Annotated in this window: 18 protein-coding genes and 1 pseudogene; 15 read left to right on the top strand and 4 right to left on the bottom strand. The window is 57.1% G+C overall.

Annotated elements, in window-relative coordinates; translation table 11 throughout:
• The first annotated feature begins 709 nt into the window (after positions 1 to 709).
• The 5 genes from HJC04_RS01775 to HJC04_RS01755 all read left to right on the top strand — a co-directional run bounded on the left by HJC04_RS01775 (position 710) and on the right by HJC04_RS01755 (position 5,060).
• Positions 710 to 1,639, top strand: a complete 930-nt coding sequence (locus tag HJC04_RS01775) for a sugar ABC transporter substrate-binding protein (RefSeq protein ID WP_027681645.1) — start codon at positions 710 to 712, stop codon at positions 1,637 to 1,639.
• Between the two features lie 552 nt (positions 1,640 to 2,191).
• On the top strand, positions 2,192 to 2,410 hold the full coding sequence (locus HJC04_RS01770; RefSeq protein ID WP_221096810.1) for a RodZ family helix-turn-helix domain-containing protein: 219 nt from the start codon (positions 2,192 to 2,194) through the stop codon (positions 2,408 to 2,410).
• A 63-nt stretch (positions 2,411 to 2,473) separates the two neighbouring features.
• Complete coding sequence (locus HJC04_RS01765) at positions 2,474 to 2,731, top strand: hypothetical protein (RefSeq protein ID WP_221096811.1); 258 nt, start codon at positions 2,474 to 2,476, stop codon at positions 2,729 to 2,731.
• An 84-nt stretch (positions 2,732 to 2,815) separates the two neighbouring features.
• On the top strand, positions 2,816 to 3,766 hold the full coding sequence (locus tag HJC04_RS01760; protein ID WP_221123328.1) for a PLP-dependent cysteine synthase family protein: 951 nt from the start codon (positions 2,816 to 2,818) through the stop codon (positions 3,764 to 3,766).
• Positions 3,767 to 4,634: 868 nt separating this feature from the next.
• Positions 4,635 to 5,060: an ACT domain-containing protein gene (locus HJC04_RS01755; RefSeq protein WP_018485051.1), complete on the top strand. Its 426-nt coding sequence runs from the start codon at positions 4,635 to 4,637 to the stop codon at positions 5,058 to 5,060.
• Positions 5,061 to 5,437: 377 nt separating this feature from the next.
• Here the strand turns inward: HJC04_RS01755 and HJC04_RS01750 are convergent, their stop codons facing one another.
• Complete coding sequence (locus HJC04_RS01750) at positions 5,438 to 5,749, bottom strand: hypothetical protein (protein ID WP_027667835.1); 312 nt, start codon at positions 5,747 to 5,749, stop codon at positions 5,438 to 5,440.
• A gap of 522 nt (positions 5,750 to 6,271) precedes the next feature.
• Here HJC04_RS01750 and HJC04_RS01745 point away from each other — a divergent pair.
• From HJC04_RS01745 to HJC04_RS01725, 5 genes and pseudogenes are all read left to right on the top strand, one after another.
• Positions 6,272 to 6,934 (top strand): transcriptional regulator, encoded by a 663-nt coding sequence (locus tag HJC04_RS01745; protein WP_138396860.1) that lies wholly within the window; start codon positions 6,272 to 6,274, stop codon positions 6,932 to 6,934.
• A gap of 132 nt (positions 6,935 to 7,066) precedes the next feature.
• Complete coding sequence (locus tag HJC04_RS01740; protein WP_131588209.1) at positions 7,067 to 7,627, top strand: hypothetical protein; 561 nt, start codon at positions 7,067 to 7,069, stop codon at positions 7,625 to 7,627.
• A gap of 236 nt (positions 7,628 to 7,863) precedes the next feature.
• Positions 7,864 to 8,090, top strand: a pseudogene (locus HJC04_RS01735) (hypothetical protein); the annotation flags it as partial.
• 284 nt (positions 8,091 to 8,374) lie between these two features.
• Positions 8,375 to 9,262, top strand: a complete 888-nt coding sequence (gene iolE / locus HJC04_RS01730; protein ID WP_028734536.1) for a myo-inosose-2 dehydratase — start codon at positions 8,375 to 8,377, stop codon at positions 9,260 to 9,262.
• A 335-nt stretch (positions 9,263 to 9,597) separates the two neighbouring features.
• The gene (locus HJC04_RS01725) at positions 9,598 to 10,602 is read left to right on the top strand and encodes a Gfo/Idh/MocA family protein (RefSeq protein WP_131714167.1); all 1,005 of its coding nucleotides are present in this window, start codon (positions 9,598 to 9,600) and stop codon (positions 10,600 to 10,602) included.
• 661 nt (positions 10,603 to 11,263) lie between these two features.
• Here the strand turns inward: HJC04_RS01725 and HJC04_RS01720 are convergent.
• From HJC04_RS01720 to HJC04_RS01710, 3 genes are all read right to left on the bottom strand, one after another.
• Positions 11,264 to 12,157, bottom strand: a complete 894-nt coding sequence (locus HJC04_RS01720; protein ID WP_221111140.1) for a polysaccharide deacetylase family protein — start codon at positions 12,155 to 12,157, stop codon at positions 11,264 to 11,266.
• Between the two features lie 177 nt (positions 12,158 to 12,334).
• Positions 12,335 to 13,255 carry a Gfo/Idh/MocA family protein gene (locus tag HJC04_RS01715; protein ID WP_221123329.1) on the bottom strand — a complete coding sequence of 307 codons (921 nt, stop codon included), beginning with the start codon at positions 13,253 to 13,255 and terminating at the stop codon, positions 12,335 to 12,337.
• A 292-nt stretch (positions 13,256 to 13,547) separates the two neighbouring features.
• Positions 13,548 to 14,477, bottom strand: a complete 930-nt coding sequence (locus tag HJC04_RS01710; protein ID WP_207246298.1) for a sugar ABC transporter substrate-binding protein — start codon at positions 14,475 to 14,477, stop codon at positions 13,548 to 13,550.
• Between the two features lie 112 nt (positions 14,478 to 14,589).
• On the opposite strand from HJC04_RS01710, the gene HJC04_RS01705 reads away from it, so the two are divergent.
• From HJC04_RS01705 to HJC04_RS01685, 5 genes are all read left to right on the top strand, one after another.
• Positions 14,590 to 16,089, top strand: coding sequence for a PLP-dependent aminotransferase family protein (locus HJC04_RS01705; protein ID WP_259666841.1), 1,500 nt, complete (start codon positions 14,590 to 14,592; stop codon positions 16,087 to 16,089).
• Positions 16,090 to 16,251: 162 nt separating this feature from the next.
• The gene (locus HJC04_RS01700) at positions 16,252 to 17,337 is read left to right on the top strand and encodes a fatty acid desaturase family protein (protein ID WP_131588205.1); all 1,086 of its coding nucleotides are present in this window, start codon (positions 16,252 to 16,254) and stop codon (positions 17,335 to 17,337) included.
• 45 nt (positions 17,338 to 17,382) lie between these two features.
• Positions 17,383 to 17,700: a MocE family 2Fe-2S type ferredoxin gene (locus HJC04_RS01695; RefSeq protein ID WP_018485038.1), complete on the top strand. Its 318-nt coding sequence runs from the start codon at positions 17,383 to 17,385 to the stop codon at positions 17,698 to 17,700.
• Positions 17,701 to 17,737: 37 nt separating this feature from the next.
• On the top strand, positions 17,738 to 18,970 hold the full coding sequence (locus HJC04_RS01690) for an NAD(P)/FAD-dependent oxidoreductase (RefSeq protein ID WP_028734530.1): 1,233 nt from the start codon (positions 17,738 to 17,740) through the stop codon (positions 18,968 to 18,970).
• A 39-nt stretch (positions 18,971 to 19,009) separates the two neighbouring features.
• Positions 19,010 to 19,825 (top strand): 3-methyl-2-oxobutanoate hydroxymethyltransferase, encoded by an 816-nt coding sequence (locus tag HJC04_RS01685; protein ID WP_131588204.1) that lies wholly within the window; start codon positions 19,010 to 19,012, stop codon positions 19,823 to 19,825.
• Positions 19,826 to 19,862 lie beyond the last annotated feature (37 nt).

Genomic DNA, 19,862 nt, shown 5'->3' with positions numbered 1-19,862 from the left:
TTTACCCCTCGTGTATTTGCACAATCTATTGCCAGCGATTGGACATGGTCAGGAAATGAGATCGCATCGAAAAGTGCAGATGACATGTCGATGCCAACGACATATCCAGAGAGGTCAGCGCCGGAGCCAGGAGCTCTGCAAGAGTGTAGACTTGCGGCCTCGACCGGCCCAGTTCAGCGACCGCCCGGTCCATTGCGCAGCGCCGCTCTTTTTAATCCCTCCTGCCATCGCATTCGATATTCCTGAAAAAATCCGGGGACTGATGGGGTTCTCTCATTCACGACGACGATTCTTTCAAGAATGAGAGACTTCACAAACAACGATGAATGGACCTCAAAGTGAAATAGATAGAAGCTTGCCAAAACTGCGTCACGTTGCCTCGCGATCACGCGAGAGCTGACGAAGGGATTGGACAATATGGCATGTGTCGGCTTTGCATCATTGTGGTGTTATCTGTGAAAGACGCTCGACATTGGCGCTGTTGAAGATTGCGAACTTAAATCATCAAATCAGGCACCAAAAAATTTGGGGTTCGCGCGAGTCAACGTAGCGGCGAAGAAGAGGCTAGTGGTCAGCATCGAGATTGTCTTGATATCTTATGGAGATGTTCGGCCTTTTTCTGGCGGCCCTGGTAATTGTTTTCGGCCAGCGTGCTGAAAACCCGGCGTGAGAAGGGTGCAGCCGGGCACCGCTTTGTGGAGGAAGTAAAATGAAAAAGTTTATCCTGGGCACTGCGATGGCGCTCGTCATGTCGACGGCGGCTCACGCAGAAACGGTCGGCGTCTCGATGGCGAAGTTCGACGACAATTTCCTGACGGTTCTGCGCAACGGCATGACCGATTATGCAAAGACACTCAGCGGTGTGACGCTGCAGGTCGAAGACGCACAGAATGACGTTTCCAAGCAGCAGAGCCAGATCCAGAATTTCATCGCCTCCAAGGTCGATGCAATCATCGTCAACCCTGTCGATACCGATGCGACCACGGCAATGTCGAAGCTCGCGGCCGATGCCGGCATTCCGCTGGTTTACGTCAACCGCCAGCCGGTCAACGTCGACACGCTGCCGGAGAAGCAGGCTTTCGTTGCATCCAACGAGCAGGAATCCGGCACGCTGGAAACCAAGGAAATCTGCCGCATTCTCGGCGGCAAGGGCAAGGCCGTCGTCATCATGGGCGAGCTTTCCAACCAGGCTGCGCGCATGCGGACCCAGGACGTTCACGACGTCATCAAGACGGATGAGTGCAAAGGCATCGAGATCGTCGAAGAGCAGACGGCCAACTGGGATCGTACCCAGGGAGCCGACCTGATGACCAACTGGCTCTCCAGCGGCATCGAGTTCGACGCCGTCATCTCCAACAACGACGAAATGGCGATCGGCGCCATCCAGGCGCTGAAGGCAGCCGGCAAGGACATGAGCAAGGTCGTCGTCGGTGGTGTCGACGCCACGCAGGACGCGCTTGCCGCCATGCAGGCGGGCGATCTCGACGTTACCGTGTTCCAGGATGCCGCCGGCCAGGGCAAGGGCTCGCTTGATGCAGCGCTCAAGCTCGCCAAGGGCGAAAAGATCGAAAAGAAGGTCTACATTCCCTTCCAGCTCGTCACGCCTGCCAACGTCAAGGACTTCGTCACCAAGAACTAAGGCGAACGCCACACCGGATGCGGGCTTTGCCCGCATCCTCTTTTCGGGCGCTCGAATCCTCAAATCCTTAAAGATGACGGACCCTTGAGCTCTCAGGCTGCTGCGCTTGATCCCCATGCGCCGGATCTCTTCAAGACGACGGCCGGATCAACAGCGCCCGGCAGGTTTCTCACAGGCTCTGGCCGAATCTGCGGGCCATGAGCGTATCGCGCCGAGGCAACTCTCGAATTGTTTGTCCATCGTTCTCCGCTTGGGAATGATCAGTGCATCACTCCCTACGAGCTTCCCTACCGGGGCGAACGCTCCTGCCAGACCGGAAGCTGTCGGCCGTCGTGAGTGTGCGCCGCAGTTGGGAGCTTGGTTATCTCTCGTCGGCTGCTACGCAAGGGTTGTCCGCCCTTCATCGCGTCAGACCTGTACTCCGCTGCACAAACTGACAGAAAGTGCGCCCGCGGAATTCGAAGAAACTGTCCGTTGCCGGACGCGGTCGGCAGCGGTGGAACTAGAAAACGGATGCACGTTTTCCGGCTGCCAAAAGGAGCCTTAATCGACATGAACATGGTCTCGAAGATTGCGAAACCCCCAGTTGCCCCGTCCGTTGGCGCTCTGCTTGCAGAAGCTCGCCTGGCTCGCGGCTATTCGCTGGACGACGTCGCAGAAACCACTGGTCTGACTGTGGCAGAGGTGACAGCTCTGGAGAATGACGCGGATTTCGACGCGTCGAGGATCCGAAGGACTGCATCCGCTCTAGGGATTTTAGAAAAGATATGAGATGTGCCGCGCTGACATCGTTGAACAGCTTTTTCCACGGCTCTACCTCCTCAAGGAAGGTGGGTGCAGCAACTCACGGCTCGCGCTTCAATGGGGATGCTGTTCAACTCGGGCACAATTTTCAAGGGTAGGGCAGGGAACCTCGGCTGTGAAGTTCGACAACCAGCTGACTCTTCAAGGGGAATGGCATGGCTGGCGCAGTTCTTCCGCTCGCAAATTCGGCATCATCGCGTTCAGCTCGATTCCAAGGTTCAGCAGTCTCTTGGGAAACTTCGTGGGAATCCGCTGTATGATCTCGTTGGGTATTTTGCATCGGTTTGACGCCCATCGAAAACTCAACACGCGGTTCACCCGGGTGGCTTGCCCAATAGACGCTAGACGATCAACCGGAAGGATAAATAAAACATGCAACTGAGCCCCCCGCCCCCCGTCGAGTCAGCGCTCAACGCTATTGGCAATACACCGGTCATACGCCTGCGTCGCGTCGTACCGGACGGGAGCGCTCAAGTCTTTGTGAAGCTCGAGTATTTCAACCCGACAGGCTCGTATAAAGACCGCATGGCAAAATCCATCATAGAAGAGGCTGAGCGCCGCGGAGATTTGAAGCCAGGAATGACAGTAGTCGAGGCGAGTGGGGGAAGCACGGGGTCCTCGCTCGCCTTCGTTTGCGCAGTGAAAGGCTATCATTTCATTGTGGCTTCTTCCAACGCCTTTGCCATGGAGAAGTTGCGTACCATGCGCAGCTTTGGCGCAACCGTTGATCTGATCCACAGCCCGTCCGGCGAAATCTCGGCCGATCTGATTCCGTCTATGATCCGTCAAGCCCAGGAGGTCTCCAACCGATCAGACTGCTATTATTCGGACCAGTTTAACAACCGTGACGCCTTGATTGGCTACGAGGAAATCGGCCATGAGTTGGTCAGACAATTTCCAGACGGTATCGACGCCTTCTGTGGCGCAGTTGGTGTGGCCGGGATGACAATGGGCGTGGCAAGGATTCTGAAGTCGCGCTCAGCGTCGGTTCGCATCGTGGTTCTGGAGCCGGCCTCTTCACCTGTCATATCGAAAGGTTGGGCCGAAACCCACCACGTCGAGGGCATAGGGGTAGGCTTCGTTCCGCCTTTGCTCAATCAAGATCTCTATGACGAAGCGCGCAGCATTCGGGAAGAGGAAGCACGCGCTATGTGTCACCGATTGGCACGGGAGGAAGGATTGCTGGTCGGTACGTCCACGGGCCTCAATGTCACTGCGGGGATTCGTTTGGCCAAGGAGTTGGGGCAGGGTAAGACGGTCGTCACGGTCGCGAGCGACACCGGTCTAAAGTACATGAACGGGAAGCTTTTTGCAGATGCCTGACAACGGTCGAGCGACGGCCGGGACGACGCTGGACCTTCCGTTGAATTGGAACCTGCGCGACACAACGGTTGGCCCCGGCCCCTAGACAAACGCGCCCCTCGTTGTATCGGTACGCAGTTATTTGGAGCATCCTGTCAACGGGGCAGGGAAGGTTCATGATCGTGCCCACGAGCAAATCTCACATTCCGTCCAGATTCTGCCACGACGATCGCCAATCTAAACGGCGTCGAAGCCCAAGCTTGGCTTACCCACCTTCTTGCCTGCGTTGCCGATGTGTCCATCAGAAAGCTGATCAGCTGCTTCGGTCGAACTGGTAATCGCTCATTGAACTCTTAGGCGGCATAGTCTGCGGCCCTGACGACGGCTTACGGCCTAACATTGTCGCTTTACTAAGACACCGATGCAGGAGCCGCCCTGTGAGTTACCGCGACACTAAGGGATGCCGGCGCTGTCGAGAGGTAACGGACCGTTGGATTTATAGGGGCGCATCGCGAAAGATGTCCGGATGACGCCAATTGCGGGAAGAGCGAGTAACGCTAGCAGAACCGTTGCTTCATACGCAGCCATGCCTCTAAGAAGAGTCAGCGTTGTCGTGCGAGTGTCGTGGGCGTGACGAGATATCCTCTCTCCAATGGGGTAGGCCGGCACGGATGACCGCGGATGATCAAGACCGCCAGCCTTTTCCTCAAGCGCTCTAATATGTTACGGGACCGCCGAAGGCGTAATCCGAAGTACTTTGGCCGCCCGCTCATCGATCCAACATCGTCAATCTGCCTTATGCCAGTTAAGGAAATCTCATTTGTTCGCGCCCCGTCTTAGACAATGAACACCTAAGACATCATGATGATAGGCAAAGGAGACCTCTAAAATGACTATTGTGTCGCGAGACAAGTTCGAAATGCTGTCGAACATGACGCCCTCGCTCGAAGACGGCGAGTATGTGTTCTGCTCGATACCCAGTGAAGGGAGCAAAGTCCACAATCTGAATCCGATTGGGACATTTCACGAAAGAGAAGGTTTGACAGTCATCCTTGCGAAAGGAGAGGCGCACGAAGCGGGGTTCGAAACTTCACTTGCGATGCGCCAGATCACCCTCAATGTGAATTCTGCGCTCGATGGCGTCGGCCTTACGGCGGGCGTTGCAGCCTCTCTCGCAGAAGCTGGCATACCGTGCAACATGGTGGCAGCATATCACCACGACCACATCTTTGTTCCGGCGGGCCTAGCTGATCGAGCATTGCATCTGCTGGAAACGCTGCAACGCGAGTCCGCGCGGGCGATGCGCAAATGTTGACGAACAGTATTCCCGCACATAGCCGGCGAAGCTTTACTAACTTCGCGGGCAAGCGGCAGCACGAGCAGACCTGGGCGTTCCTCGCCGAGGCGCCATCGCGATCAAACGAGAAGCTGCGAAGATCGTCGATACGGGCGATCACTGTTTTGGCGAAAACCGTTCGCAATCGCCTGACGTGGGCAACACATCGAGTTTTTAAAGGGAGCATGACAATGGAGTCGGCCGAGTTAGGGCACTCCACGATCTTTGGAATACGGTTATTGTAGAGATGTGCGATCAAATTTGCGGATGCCAACTGATCGAGGTTCACGCGGATCAATGATATCTACTCAGGTTCTCTACAAAGCGGGAGTTTGGGCATCCCAACACCAACTCGCTTAATCGCCCTTCCGCACGTCAATCTTCCCATCCACCATGATGTTCAGCGCTCGGATCATGCCGGCGAGGTTGAGCAGAACACCCTCGACTTCGTCGTTATTCGCAGCAGCCTCTGTCATCAACGCCGCGATCTCAAGGTCCCCCATCGCAACATAATTTCCGCGGCTGGGGCGAGTGCCGGTTTCCAGGCGCATCTCCCGCACCATTCTTACCGCGCGTTCGACTAGGCGGCGATATTCGTCAGTGCTCAGTTCGTCGACCTCGTTGGCCGCCCGGGTGAGTTCAGAGATAAAGTCGGCGGTGTAGGACATTTGCAGATGGTTTGCCGATGGGTAGGACCTGTCAATATTCGCCAGAAGGCCGGGGTGTTTGCCGGTTTCCTCGCGGCCAGCATCGGTCTTACCGAGGTTACCGAATAGCTTTAAATATTGCGCGGTATTAAGTGAACATTGTGGCCGAATGCCGCGATAATCCGCGGGCGGTCGCACCGAAAGTCAGCGCTCGGCGGTGCGCCTCTTGATAAACAGACAAACGATCAAGATGCTGCAGGGGGTGGCCCGGACTGCCGCATCGATTTCCTCCGCTCAGAACGCGATGTAGTCAACAAGAATCAGCCACAATGAAGCGGCGCCAACGGAACTATATCCCGACGGCTGCGATTCTATCGTTTTGTCACAGTTGCGTCCATAAGTGGTTCTCTGCGACTGGAGCCGCGTTTGAGCCGAATACTTAAAAAGGATAGACCGAATGGACTGCAGTCGTTATCTGAAAGGCTTGTTGCGAAACTGAAGACATCGCTGAAAAATTGCCACAGACACCCGAGGCTTCCTAAAGTGAAAAAAGTGCAGCGCAGCTTTGCCGTCGAGTACAAATCAGGTCGGCGAAAACTCAATTCTAAACCGAATTCGATTTGGGGAGACACCGATCTCAAGTCCGTTGCTCAAGATCTGCAGGACGAGGCAATGCCATTTATGTCATTAACTCCTCAGGCAAGAAGCAGCGAGATGCTTGTATCCGGAGAAGAACAGGCCGGGTCGTTATTGACACTGCCGATCGAGCAGGAGACAAATGCATCGGCTTTACAGGAGACCATAATGGCCGACGAAAACGATACGATGACCAATGCTGAAACGCCGGCCGCCGTGGCGCCCGATGCACCGAAGAAGGTGCGCAAACCTCGCGCCAAGAAAGCGGTGCCTGAAACGGCCGCAGCCGTCGTTTCCGTGCAACCGGCAGCGACTGCGAGTGCCGCAGCTGTCAAGCAGAAGAGAGGACGCAGGCCAAAGTCTGACGAAGGTACGGTGAGTGCCAAGCGTGCGCCCGTCAAACGCGCTCCGAAGGCTATCCAAATAGCGGCTGCACCGCCGGTGGCGGCAGTTGATGAGATCGCGGATCTTCTGCAGCTCGAAGAGGAAAACCAGAGGCTGCGCAAGCTGCTGGCGGAGAAGCTCCGTGCTGAAAATGCCGATCTTCGAAAGCGACTCAACCTCGGTTGATTGGCAGCAGACGGCCAAGTGCTGGCCGCATTCTCATGCTTATTGAAGTGTACTTTTTGGCGGCGGTTCGTTCTGCCGCCAACGCTTTTGCTCGCGGTATGCATACCGGAGTAGAATTCGAGGTCGAATAAAATGGCGTCTCCTTGGAAACTTCTTGCCCGGCTGGTGTCCCCGCGACGGCAGCAGAGGCAAGAACACGGCTCGACCGATGACGTGAAGCCGGACGTATTGGCCATCGCCAAGCCGACTGAAACAGCAGACAACAACGAGTTGGACGGCGCAGACCGTCCGGCGGACGAAAAGCCAGTTCTTCACGGTCATTCCCCGGCGGTTCCGGCGGACCCGGATCATTCCGAGGAAACGGCAAGCGTTGTTGATGACACGACAGATGTCGAAAGCGCTAGTCCCGTGGAGGCGGCTAATCCGGTCTTATCCGATGACGCCGGTACAGCCTCGTACGACACACCAAAGCCCTCGCAGACTGGCGAAGGTGCAACTCGAAAGCGCAGCAGACGGGACAAGAGAGCAGAAACGATTGCAGTCGCTCTCCCACCTTCTCCACGTGTTCCCGCCGGTTCTGCCGATGCAATCAGCCTTGATGAAGAGATCAGGCTGCTCCGAGACCAACTGGCGCGCAAGCTCCAAAAGCAAAATGCACAACTGAAGAGGATGCTGGAACGGTTCGAACGTTGAAGCTGTCACGATTTGCGGCCCGTTAATCGGGCCACCGTGGCCCGGGTGATTTGTCGGATCAAACGGCAATCATCGAGAAACTTCGTGTGCGCTACCATCTCATTTTACTTACAACACCTATTGTTCGACATTGTTTAACCGAGGGTTCGCGCCTTAGATGGCGAATGCCCTGAGCCTCTGGGGAGGCACTAAGATCTTCGGCGGAGGTTGCGGACGCAAAGAGAAATGCAGCCAAGGTGCACATCGCCGGGCGGTGCCCTCCAACTTGTGCAGGCGGTGAGCGCAAACTCCGCTGCCCGCTCATCCGCTCTGGGATTTTGAGCGAGGTTAAACTTTCCACTGAGATCACCACGGCGGTGGCCGGCAAGACCATCTGGCAGATCAGGATCGGCGCCGACTCTCCGGCAACTACCGGCGTGCTTCCCCAGCGTTTCTTTCAAAGTTCGCCCGCAAGTACCCGGATTTCCACAAGCGGCTCGGCTGCTCGATGCCGCCCGATTAAATCGCGCCAGGCGTCAGAGGATCTGACTACGCTCGAGCGCCAAAACCGAAGCGCCCGCGGCCATGACAGCCAGAACCAAAGCCATCGGGTGGCACAGACCTTCGCCCGATCGTGCAGTATCGGAGGGCGGACCTGTCCAAACGCGAAGAATTGGCTCTAACTAAAGGTCCAATAATGATCTAGGAAATCAGCCATAAGTATTGCGGGAGGAACCCGCTGTGAAAACGGCACGAAGGAAACGACAAATGTTTGTCAAGATTGCCATCAACCCTATCACTTGGACGAACGATGACGTTCCCGATCTCGGCGGCGACACCCCGTTGGAGCAGTGCCTTTCCGAAATGAGGCAGGCGGGTTATGCAGGGACCGAGTTGGGCGGCAAATACCCCCGCGAGAGCGGAGTTTTGAAAGGTGTACTCGCCGCTCATCAGCTTCAACTCGCCGGCGGTTGGTGGGACGGCCGCCTGTACGAGCGCGATGTCGAGGCGGAGTTCGACGCCATCCTGGGGCATCTGACGCTGCTCAGGGATCTTGGGGCGAAGTACGCTGTCTACGCTGACACGTCTATGGGTCGGCACGACGGCATCTGGCAGCCAATTTCGAAACGCCCGCGACTTAGGGATGAAGAATGGAAGGGCTATGGCCGGAAGCTCACGGAACTCGCAGAACGGATGGCGGAATTCGGCGTTGGTCTAGCTTATCACCATCATATGGGGACCATTGTCGAGACCGACGGCGAGGTTGACCGGCTTATGTCCGTCACGGGAGATTCCGTTGGCCTTCTATTCGACAGCGGACACAGTGCCTTCAGTGGCGGCGATCCTGTCGGTCTTTGCGGTCGCCATGCGGAGCGTATCGTCCATGTGCATTGCAAGGACGTTCGTGTTGATGTTCTTCGAAAAGCGCGGGAGGAGGACCTCAGTTTCATGGACGCCGTTTTGGAGGGGATCTTTACCGTTCCTGGCGATGGCAGCGTTGATTTTCCCGCTATCTTAAAAGCGCTGGCTAAAACGAACTATAGCGGCTGGCTCGTTGTTGAAGCAGAGCAGGATCCGAAAAAGGCCAATCCGTTAACTTACGCTACAATGGGCCACGAAAACTTGGCCAGAATGATTGCAACGGCCGGCTTGTGACCAGCATCGGCACAAGGATGTCGACCTAACGCGCATCGGGCAACATTTAACCCGCGGGCGACTGAATCCTCCGGGGCCCGCGGCTCGGGGCGATACGTTGCAAGGCGTGTCGCCCCGTAAAATTCCTATCTTCGAGATCGGAAGATTCAGACGTGGAAGGGCCGACGCCCTACGGCAATGACTGATGGTTGGCTCGGATGAGAACGGGGCGTCGCAGTAAACGTCCTACCGAGGCTCTTGACGTTGATCCGCCAGCAGCCGGGATGTCTATGAAACGAGCAACGCGCATAGTCGCCCTTGGCGGAACCACGTTGCTCGAATAGGATGAGGAAGCTATGCAGCCAGTACGCTGGGGAATAATTGGTACGGCCGCAATCGCCCTTGAGAAAGTCATTCCGGCGATGTCACGTGCCGAGGGGCTCGAAGTGGTGGCGATCGCATCGCGCGATGCGGACAAGGCGCAGGCTGCGGCGAGCCGTCTGGGCTTAAAACGTAGCTACGGGTCATACGATGCGATCCTGGCAGACCCCGACATTGAAGCCGTTTATATCCCACTGCCAAACCACCTCCACGTTGAATGGGCGATCCGTGCCGCCGAGGCGGGCAAGGATGTTCTGTGCGAGAAGCCCTTGGCTTTGGATGTCGGGGAACTGAACCGCCTTATCGACTGCCGGGATCGGACGGGCCGGCTGATCCAGGAGGCGGTTATGATCCAGGCGCACCGGCAGTGGGACGAAACGCTCGGCATTGTCGCTTCCGGCGAAATCGGTGAAGTACGCGCTGTGACGGGAGTGTTCACTGAAATCAATCTCGATCCCAAGAGCATCGTCAATAACGCCGCAATCGGCGGAGGAGCGCTGTATGATCTCGGTGTTTATCCGATCGCTGCCGCCCGGCTGGTCTTCGGCGCCGAACCCGAAAGGGTATTTGCTGTTAGCGCCTTCGACCCTGATTTCGGTGTTGATCGGCTGACGAGCGCTATCCTCAGTTTTCCGCGGGCGCGCCATGCAACGCTTATGGTCTCAACACAACTGGCATTGCGTCATCACGTCGAAATCTTTGGCACCCGTAAGTCACTCAGCCTCAGCAATCCCTTCAATCCAACGCCAGATGATCTTTGCAGGATCCAGTTGGACGATGGGAGCAAACTCGCAGGGGCCGCAGCCGAGACTAGGCTGGTCGCGCCGGCCGACCAGTATCGCCTCCAAGCGGAGCGGTTCAGCGCGGCGGTACGCTCCGGGCGCTCTTTGCCAATCGAACTCGAATGGTCGCTTGGAACCATGAAGGTGATTGATGCGATTCAGCGTTCTGTCAAAAGCGGTATCGCCGAACCCTTGTAGCGGTTGGGCATTGCAGTTCCGCTTGCAATCGCCGGGGTCCCGCTGCCGCAGCGTTCCAAGCGTTCACGATCGGTCTAAAACGCCATCTCCCGAGGCAAGTCTACGAGGGCGACTTGCTGCTGGTCGATTTGTCAGTGAAGACGGATGCGAGCTGACCCCGTGCGCGGTTTAGCCAGTCGATCACCGCTTTCGTTTCAGGCACCCCATCCGAGATTCTTATCCACGACATCCAGCATTGACCGCTTGTCGCGCAGTGTCTTCGACACAACATTCGGCCATGACGGGGTCAGTCAGGCCAGAATGGTCCGGGCGACCGCCCGCTGCGGCGCCGACAAAGGCGCCGCACGCGACGGCCGCCGCATCCGGATCGATTGCGTCAATAGCCGCGAAAATCACTCGGCTCTGCAAGGGGCGGCCGAACGCCATGCGGCTCGACGTCGAAAGCGTCATGACGCGAAGTCGCGAGATCCAGCTGTTGAGGCGGCTGACGATGTCCCACGCGATATTTAACCGCTCGCGGCGAAGACGATCTTTTGGAATTCTGTGGTGGCGTCAAGGATGTTCAGTGGCGAGTTCTGCCCCGACGTCCGTTCGAAATCGAACATCGCCTAGCGAAGTTGGCGGCTTCGCACAACAAGCGTAACACGCTGTCATAGCTATACTACTGGGAGCCCGGACGATCGGCTGCCATAAGCTCTCGCAATGAGGCGCGCCGAACTGGAAGGCTGTCGGCCCAACTGCGAAACGTTGGGTCCTTCAAAAGCTCAAATTCTTCAATTCTGATTTGCGCGGTATCGGGTTCAATTGCCTCGATCTCTCCAACCGCGTTTGCATGCAGACAAAGGAAGTTAAGCCCAGGTCCGATTTGTTCGTAGAGGTTTCGGTAGCGATCGGGCGCAGGTTCCCTTCTGTGCCACGGGGTCTCGAGAGCTCTGCATGCGAGAATTCCGCCCGCGGCGATTAGCCGATCGGCTCCATTCGTATAAGAATCCTGATCGACCTCGCCCAGATTGTGCTTTGGTCCATATGCTGCGATCGTTGCAGGAAACAGCGCGGGCAGGTCAAACTCCAGGCACAGCGCGACATATCGGTCCACAAACTCTGGTGAAAAGACGCCCCCCATATGGCCATCGATATGCGAAGGAGTCAGGCCGGCCGCGAGAAACGCCTCGACTTGAGCGCGCATCTCCGCTTCGACCGCATCCGGATGAGCGTAGCGCCGCAACTCGGCAACACTCTGCCACATGAAGCCGTATCGATCCGTCAGACCCGATGCAGCCGTAGCCTTCGTTAGAGGCCGCCACCGGTAGTGGCGCTTTTCCGATGTGAGCGTGAGATGGATCCCAAGATTTAAACCTGGTTCTAGGACGCCAGCCTCGGCGATTTCCAGAAACCATGGACACGGCACCATGACGGAACCTGAGTCCACCGCTCCAAGCCGACGCAGTTCAAGATAGGCTTGATTGGCCCCGTGACACATGCCGACGTCGTCGATATTGACGACAACGGAGGGGGGTATGGTCTCTCGTTCGTCGCTTCTCCCGACACTGGTCATTCTTTTGGTCTCTCCCGTAGATAAGCCGGCTACAGCAGCCAGCGTTGCGAATTTTTCTCGCCCATGGCCGCATGAGATGCTAACTGCCTTTCGACAATCGCCTGTGCTTTGCGGCCCCCTCGTGCAAACAGCATCGACCGATAGCTGATCGCCTATCTCTGCCTATAGCTGATTAGTTCACACCGAGAGTACTTCGGTGGCTGCTTCTGCGATGGCGAGCGCGGTGACGGCGTCTTGTGCGGTTGCACCTTGGGAGACTCCACCGCGTGCCGCTTGGACGAAATCTTCAAGCTGGCTCCGTAACGCAGTTAAGAATACCGCCTCTCCATTTGGGGGCCAGAAAAAGCGAGCTTCTTCGAAGCCTGAGGTGCCGAAGACCTGAGCCCAGCACGCGTCCCCAGGTGGAAATCTCCGCCCCAGAGAAACCAGACCGACGCCACCGCCTGAAAGATCGCAAAGCAGCTGAACAGCATCCGGATCACCTTCCACCTTTCCTGCGAAAGTCGTTTTCGAGGCGGCAACCCGGAAATTGCTTGGTTCCTGACCCGTAAGCCAGCGCAACTGGTCAAATTCATGAACGCCCATATCGATAAGCGCCCCGCCTCCAGTGGCTCGAAATGAGGCCGCAGGGGGAGTTTCGTCCCATTGGAAGCAAGATATGAGGTAAGGCTCACCAAGCAGGCCGCTCCGAATATTCTGTCGCAGTTTCTCCAGTTCAGGAACGAACCGCCGCCAGTATCCAATCTGCAAGTGCACTTTGAATTGTTCGGCCGCCTCGGCTGCCTTGCGAGCTTCTTCGGCAGTGACGCCGCAGGGCTTCTCGCAGAGGATTGGCAAGCCGCGTGCAGCTATGTTCCTAATATTTTCCACATGCGTCTTGCTGGGAGTCGCGATGAGAACTCCCTCGATCTCGCCTGCGTCAATCATTTCATCCGCGGTTTCGTAAGTTTTGATACCATTGCGTTCCAACGCAAGCCTCGTAGCGGCTACCGGTTCGACCACAGCCGTGACTTCCACCAGCAAACTCTCAGAAGCCGCTCGCAAATGTACCTGACCCATGCGGCCAGCACCGATCAAACCAAGACGGAATTCCCTCATAACTTAATCCTGCGGTAAGAGTTTAAATATCGGTCCGTCGCGGCGGACCCGTCTTTGGCCCTGGCAGACGCAACATCGCGGGATTAGGGATCCAGAAAGTTGCGGGGGCTGGTTGTCGAATCACTGCAGTTCCGGGACCAAAATCACCAGGCGATGGTCGCCACCGTCGCCATGGCAAACCTCGAAATCCTGATCAGTGGCTCACGATCTGCCGCCGGCCAGGCAGCTAACGATGGTAGCATCTGAGCCATTGGGGCTCCGGCATTTCCGGTTAGGTCCACACGGATCAAGGTCAATTCTTTCCCTGAAACTTTGCTAGATTCTCCTTCGTGACCAGCTCGAAGGGGATGTAGATCTTCTTTTTTACGGGCTCCCCCTTGGCGAGCTTGAGCGCGGCGTCGATAGAACCCTTGCCCTGACCGATAGCGTCCTGGAACACGCTGACGTCCAGTTCTTCGGCCGCCATTGCGGCCAGCGCATCATCGGTGGCGTCGATGCCGCCAACCACGACTGAATCCATCGGACGGCCTGCGGCTTTCAAGGCTTGTATGGCGCCGATCGCCATCTCGTCGTTGTTCGCAATTACGGCATCGAATTCGAAGCCTGCAGACAGCCAGTTGGTCATAAGGTCGGCGCCCTGGGTGCGCTGCCAGTTTGCTGTCTGCTCTTCGACGATCTCGATGCCCTTGCACCTGTCGGTAGCGAGAACGTCATGAATATCTTTCGTGCGCATGCGAGCCGCCTGGTTCGACAACTCCCCGATTATCACGACGGCTTTTCCCTTTCCGTTGAGGAGCCTGCAAACTTCCTGGGTCTGTAAAGTGCCGGAATCCACCTCGTTCGAGGCCACAAAAGCTTGTGTTTCCGGAAGAGTGTCGACGTTCACCGGTTCGCGGTTGACGTAGACCAGGGGCATGCCGGCATCGGCCGCGATCTTCGATATCACGGTTGTCGCATCAGTATCGACCGGCTGCACGATGATCGCATCCACCCCAGCGGCAATAAAATTCTGGACCTGGCTCTGCTGCTTAGCCACGTCATTCTGCGCGTCTTCGATCTGCAGGTCCACGCTCTCAAGCGTATTGGCGTACTCCTCCATGCCGTTGCGCAGCAACGTCCCGAATTTGTCGTCGAATACCGCCATCGAGGCGCCGATGGTCCCCGCATGTGCAGAGGTCGACATGAGGACGGCCATCGCGCCGCCTATGATAATTTTTTTCACTTCTTTTCTCCCCGCTCTTGACGCTGGAAATCCAGCACTTGAACAGGCCGAAGATTGACGCGATACTGGCTCAACTGAAAGAGCAGCTTTAGACGATTTTGAGGGGACCAATTTGACTAAATGTCGCACCCGCTTTCCCTCCGATATGCTTGTTCTCGATAGAGAAGCCAGCGTTCCGATGCACCGGCAGCTTTACGAGAAGTTGCGCTCAGAAATACTGGCCGGTCGTTTGAAGGCCGACACACGCCTTCCCCCAACTCGTTTGATGGCTGAGGATCTCGGCGTCAGCCGCAACACTGTGATCAGTACCTACGATGCCCTACTCGCTGAGGGTTATCTTGAATCTCGCTCCGGATCGGGCACCTGGGTAGCGACGTTGCCTGCAGATGCTGTGACTGCGCGCAATGCTCTTGACAAGACCGGCGCGCCGTCTCTCTCGTCGCGAGGGTCGAGGATGGCGAAGCAGCCTCGAGACCGAACGACCCCCGGTCACATCGCATTCCATCCCGGATATCCAGAAATCAAAAGCTTTCCCTTCTCGACGTGGGCGCGACTGCTCAAACGGCACACCCGCTACTCCCAGGAGGACCTCTATGGCTATCACTGGGTCACGGGCCATCCTCGGCTGAAGACAGCGATTGCGGAGTACTTGCAGGCTTCGCGCGGCGTCGATTGCGGACCAGAACAGGTGATCGTTGTCAATGGCACCCAGGCTGCCCTGGACATTCTCGCGCGTGTGCTCGTCGATGAGGGAGACGTCTGCTGGATGGAAGAGCCCGGCTACATTGGCGCTCAGAATGCGCTATTGAGCGCCGGAGCAAGGCTCGTGCCCTTGCCGGTCGGACGGGATGGCTGGTCGCTCGACGATGAGGCTCGCCCAGCGCCGCGCCTGATCTTCGTCACGCCGTCTTGCCAGTGGCCGCTAGGTTGCGTGATGCGCATGGAAGATCGGCTTCGGCTTCTCCAGATCGCCGAAAGGCATGATGCCTGGATCGTTGAGGACGACTACGACAGCGAATATCGCTTTCGAGGGCGGCCGATACCGGCGATGCAAGGCTTAGACAAATCCGGCCGCGTGATCTACATGGGCACGTTTGCCAAGACGCTCTTTCCGTCTCTCAGGATTGGTTTCGTCGTTGTGCCCCCACATCTCGCCGACGGCTTTAAGCGGGTCGCCAGTAACACCGGACACTATCCATCTCTCCTGCTGCAGGCGGCGCTCGCCGACTTTATCAGCGAGGGCTACTTCGCCACGCATCTTCGCCGGATGCGGCGCCTCTATGCTGAGCGCCAGAAGGTGTTTGTATCAATGTGCCACCGCAGTCTCAATCGCTGGCTTTCTATCGAGGAAAGTGACGCCGGTATGCAGCTTGTCGGTCGGTTCACGCAGGCAGTCGAAGATGAGACGCTTTGGGCCGCAGCACAAAAACAGGGCGTGAACTTCTCACCGCTTTCGCGGCAGTTTTTCAGCAGCCCACCTGAACAGGGCGCCATACTGGGTTACGCGGGCATCGACCTGAAGGCCATGCGGGAGGGAATTGCCTGCCTGCGAGCGGCATTCATTGATGCTGAAAATAGCGGCGCTTTTGAAAAACAACCGACGTCTGGTTAACCATCTGAGACGTGCTGAGTTCCGGATATGCGTTGTTCAGGACGAATTGCTGCGTACTTTTTTGCGGAAGAAGTGGTTCTGGAGAAAAGGACGAAGGCGGCTCTAACGAAGGGTCCACTAAACCTCTAGGCTCGTGCCTCAGCATTGCGACGGAGGCAATCCATGGTTTTAGCGCAAAGAGATTACAGCCTGGTTGGTCGTGGATCGCGAGCTGCGGTTGCGAGCGGACTTGCGGCAGCGGAATGGTATCACACCGACGTTCCGCGCAAGGAGATGAAGGCGCTGATGCAGCGCTCCGATGCGCCGGCGATCCGCGACACGGCCCTCTGGCTCGGTAGTATGGCAGTTTTTGCGGGGCTCGGCATCTACTTCTGGGGCTCGTGGATCGCGCTGCCTTTCTTCCTGGCCTACGGTGTGCTTTACGGCTCGGCCTCCGACAGCCGCTGGCACGAATGCGGCCACGGCACCGCCTTCAAGACGCGGTGGATGAACGCTATTGTCTACCAGATCGCCTGCTTCATGATCATGCGCAATCCGGTAACCTGGCGTTGGAGCCATGCGCGCCATCACACCGATACGGTCATCGTCGGCCGCGATCCAGAGATCGCCGTCATGCGGCCGCCGGATCTGTTGCGGCTAATCCTCGACTTTTTCGGCATTCTCGATGTCTGGCACGCAGTTGTGGACACGCTGCGCAATTCCGCTGGCAATGTCTCGGAAGAGGAGAAGACGTTTATTCCGGAGACGGAACAGCGCAAGGTCGTCCGCGTGGCGCGGATCTGGCTCGCGAGCTATGCAGGGACGATCGCGCTGTCGATGTGGCTCGGCTCGGTCCTGCCACTCCTGTTGATCGGTCTACCTCGACTTTATGGTGCGTGGCATGCTGCAATGACGGGCCTGCTCCAGCACGGCGGCCTTGCAGACAACGTAACGGACCACCGCCTGAACAGCCGCACAGTCTACATGAATCCGATCAGCCGCTTCATCTATTGGAACATGAACTATCATGTTGAGCATCACATGTTCCCAATGGTGCCTTACCACGCACTACCGAAGCTGCACGCGCTCATCAAGCACGACCTGCCGGCACCCAATACCTCCATTATTGATGGCTACCGCGAGATGATCCCGGCCTTTATTCGACAGCTGCGCTACGAGGACTACTACGTCAAGCGCGAGTTGCCGCCGACGGCGAAACCTTATCATGAGGAACTTCACGGCGCTCAACGCGTGTCCGCCGCCGAGTGACAGAACACGATCAAGATCGAAGCGAGACATTCGGATGGAGCAAACATGAGCCAAGGTTGGGTTGAGGTGTGCGGGGTCGATGATATCGATGAGGAAGACCTCATCCGCTTCGATCATGACGGGCGCACGTTCGCGGTCTACCGCAGTTCCGATGGTGGCTATTATGCAACGGACGGCTTGTGCACGCATGAGCAAATACATCTGGCTGATGGGCTTGTCATGGATGAAATCATCGAATGTCCAAAGCACAATGGCCGCTTCAACTACAAGACTGGCGAGGCAATGGGAGCGCCGGTCTGCGTCAATCTGAAAACCTATCCGGCGAAGGTGGAGGCTGGGACCGTCTTCATCGCGATTTCGTAATTCGATGACGCGACGCTTCACGCGACGGGGAGGAAAGATGAGTAAGATCATTATAGTCGGTGGCGGAGAATGCGGAGCAAGGGCCGCGTTTGCTTTAAGGGAGCAAGGTTTTAATGGCGACATCACCCTGATCGGCGCCGAACCACATCTTCCCTATGAGCGGCCACCACTTTCAAAAACGGGTCTCGCCAGTGCCGCACCGCCTCAATATGTGGCCGGTCCGGCGCGTTACGAAGAGGCCAGGATCACCATTCTAACAGGCGTTCCTGTTGACACGGTCGATCGGCAAAGCAAACTGGTGAGGCTCTCCGACGGCCGAAAATTTCCTTATGATCAGCTTCTCCTTGCGACGGGTGCCCGGCCGCGCCCCTTTGCAGGAGTATCCGGTGATCCAGGTTTGGGACGCATCTGCATGCTGCGGAACCATGGCGACGCAGTCGCGATCCACGAGGCGTTAGCGCCAGGCAAGAGTCTTGCCGTTGTCGGCGGCGGCTTCATTGGCCTGGAAATTGCTGCGACCGCCCGGAAACTCGGTGCCGAGGTATTACTGATCGAGAGTTCACCCCGCGTCCTTTCGCGGGGGGTGCCGGCAGAAATCGCGAAGGTCGTCACCGAGCGACACCGGCAGGAGGGTGTGAACATTTTATGCGGTGAGCAAATCACATCCATCGCAACTGAAAATGATAAGGTGCAAATTCTCTTTGCGAACGGAACCACCAGACTGGCCGATATTGTTGTCGTCGGCATCGGAGTCATCCCCAATGTGGAACTTGCCGAGGCTGCTGGACTTTTGATTGACAACGGCATCGCCGTCGATGCCACGCTCAGGACATCAGACCCTGACATCTTTGCCGCTGGTGATTGTTGCTCGTTTCCACTTTCGCATTATCGCGAACGCCGGGTGCGGCTTGAAGCTTGGCGGAACGCGCAGGATCAGGGAATGCTCGTTGCGGCCAATCTGCTGGGCAGGGGCCTCGCAATCGCAAGCGTGCCCTGGTTTTGGTCGGATCAATATGAACTGACGCTTCAGATCGCCGGTCTTTCCGATGGTGCTGCGACAACCGTTCGACGCGACCTTGATCAGGGGGCGTTCATCCTCTTTCATCTTGATGGCGAAGATCGCTTGATTGCCGCTAGCGGCATTGGCCCGGGAAACGCCGTCGCGCGCGATATTCGACTTGCCGAGATGCTAATCGCTGCAAAACGGCGGCTGGACCCGGAAGCGCTTGCCTCCCCAAAAACCAACCTCAAAAAACTATTGGCCGCGTAAAGCTGCCACCATTCACTCTAAAACGTGCTGGAGATTTCCATGAATCATCGCCGCCCGACCGTCGCCGACCTGTTGTCAATCAGAGGTCACAGGCAGCTCAGCATGCTGCGGGTCGTCACGCTTGAGGAAGCTGAGGCGGCGGAGAAGGCGGGCATCGATCTCGTCTCGGTTCCTCCGGAACTGCTTGGCCCCGCCTTTCGCGAGGTGGCCCCAACCGTGTTCGCATTTCCCGGTTTGGATGATCTGATTACTGCTGAGGACTACCTTCGAGCCGCCTTCGAGGCAATTCGTGCCGGCGGCGACGCTGTCTACTGCGCCGCCGGAATGTCGACCGTGCGACGCCTACGGGAGGAAGGAATCCCGGTCTGTGGCCATGTCGGGCTTATTCCGTCTAAAGCGACATGGACGGGCGGCTTTCGCGCAGTCGGTAAAACGGCCGCCAGTGCATTTGAAGTCTGGCGTCAGGTGAAAGCTCTCGAGGAGGCCGGCGCCTTCGCAGCTGAAATCGAGGTAGTGCCTGGCGAGGTCGCTGCGGCAATTTCCAAACGCACATCACTCCTGATGCTTTCCATGGGTGCGGGCACAGGATGCGATGCCCAATACCTTTTTGCCGAGGATGTGCTTGGGCAGAACCGGGGTCATTATCCTCGCCACGCTAAAGTCTACCGCGATTTTGCTTCTGAATTCGATCGGCTGCATCGGGAGCGTGTGGAAGCGTTCCGCGAATATGCTGAAGACGTGCGATCTGGTGCATACCCAGAAAAGGGGCACTTGGTCAGCATATCGCCAGAGGAGCTCGAAGGCTTTCTGAGAAAAGTCGAAAGTGAACAGCCGCTTTCCGCCACCACAAGATAATGTCGTGATGGCACCGTGCGATCGCGAATTAGGGATA

Origin of the sequence: Rhizobium sp. NLR8a, assembly GCF_019685235.1 — a bacterium.
Taxonomy (GTDB): domain Bacteria; phylum Pseudomonadota; class Alphaproteobacteria; order Rhizobiales; family Rhizobiaceae; genus Rhizobium.
This window is presented reverse-complemented; position numbering and strand designations above follow the sequence as displayed.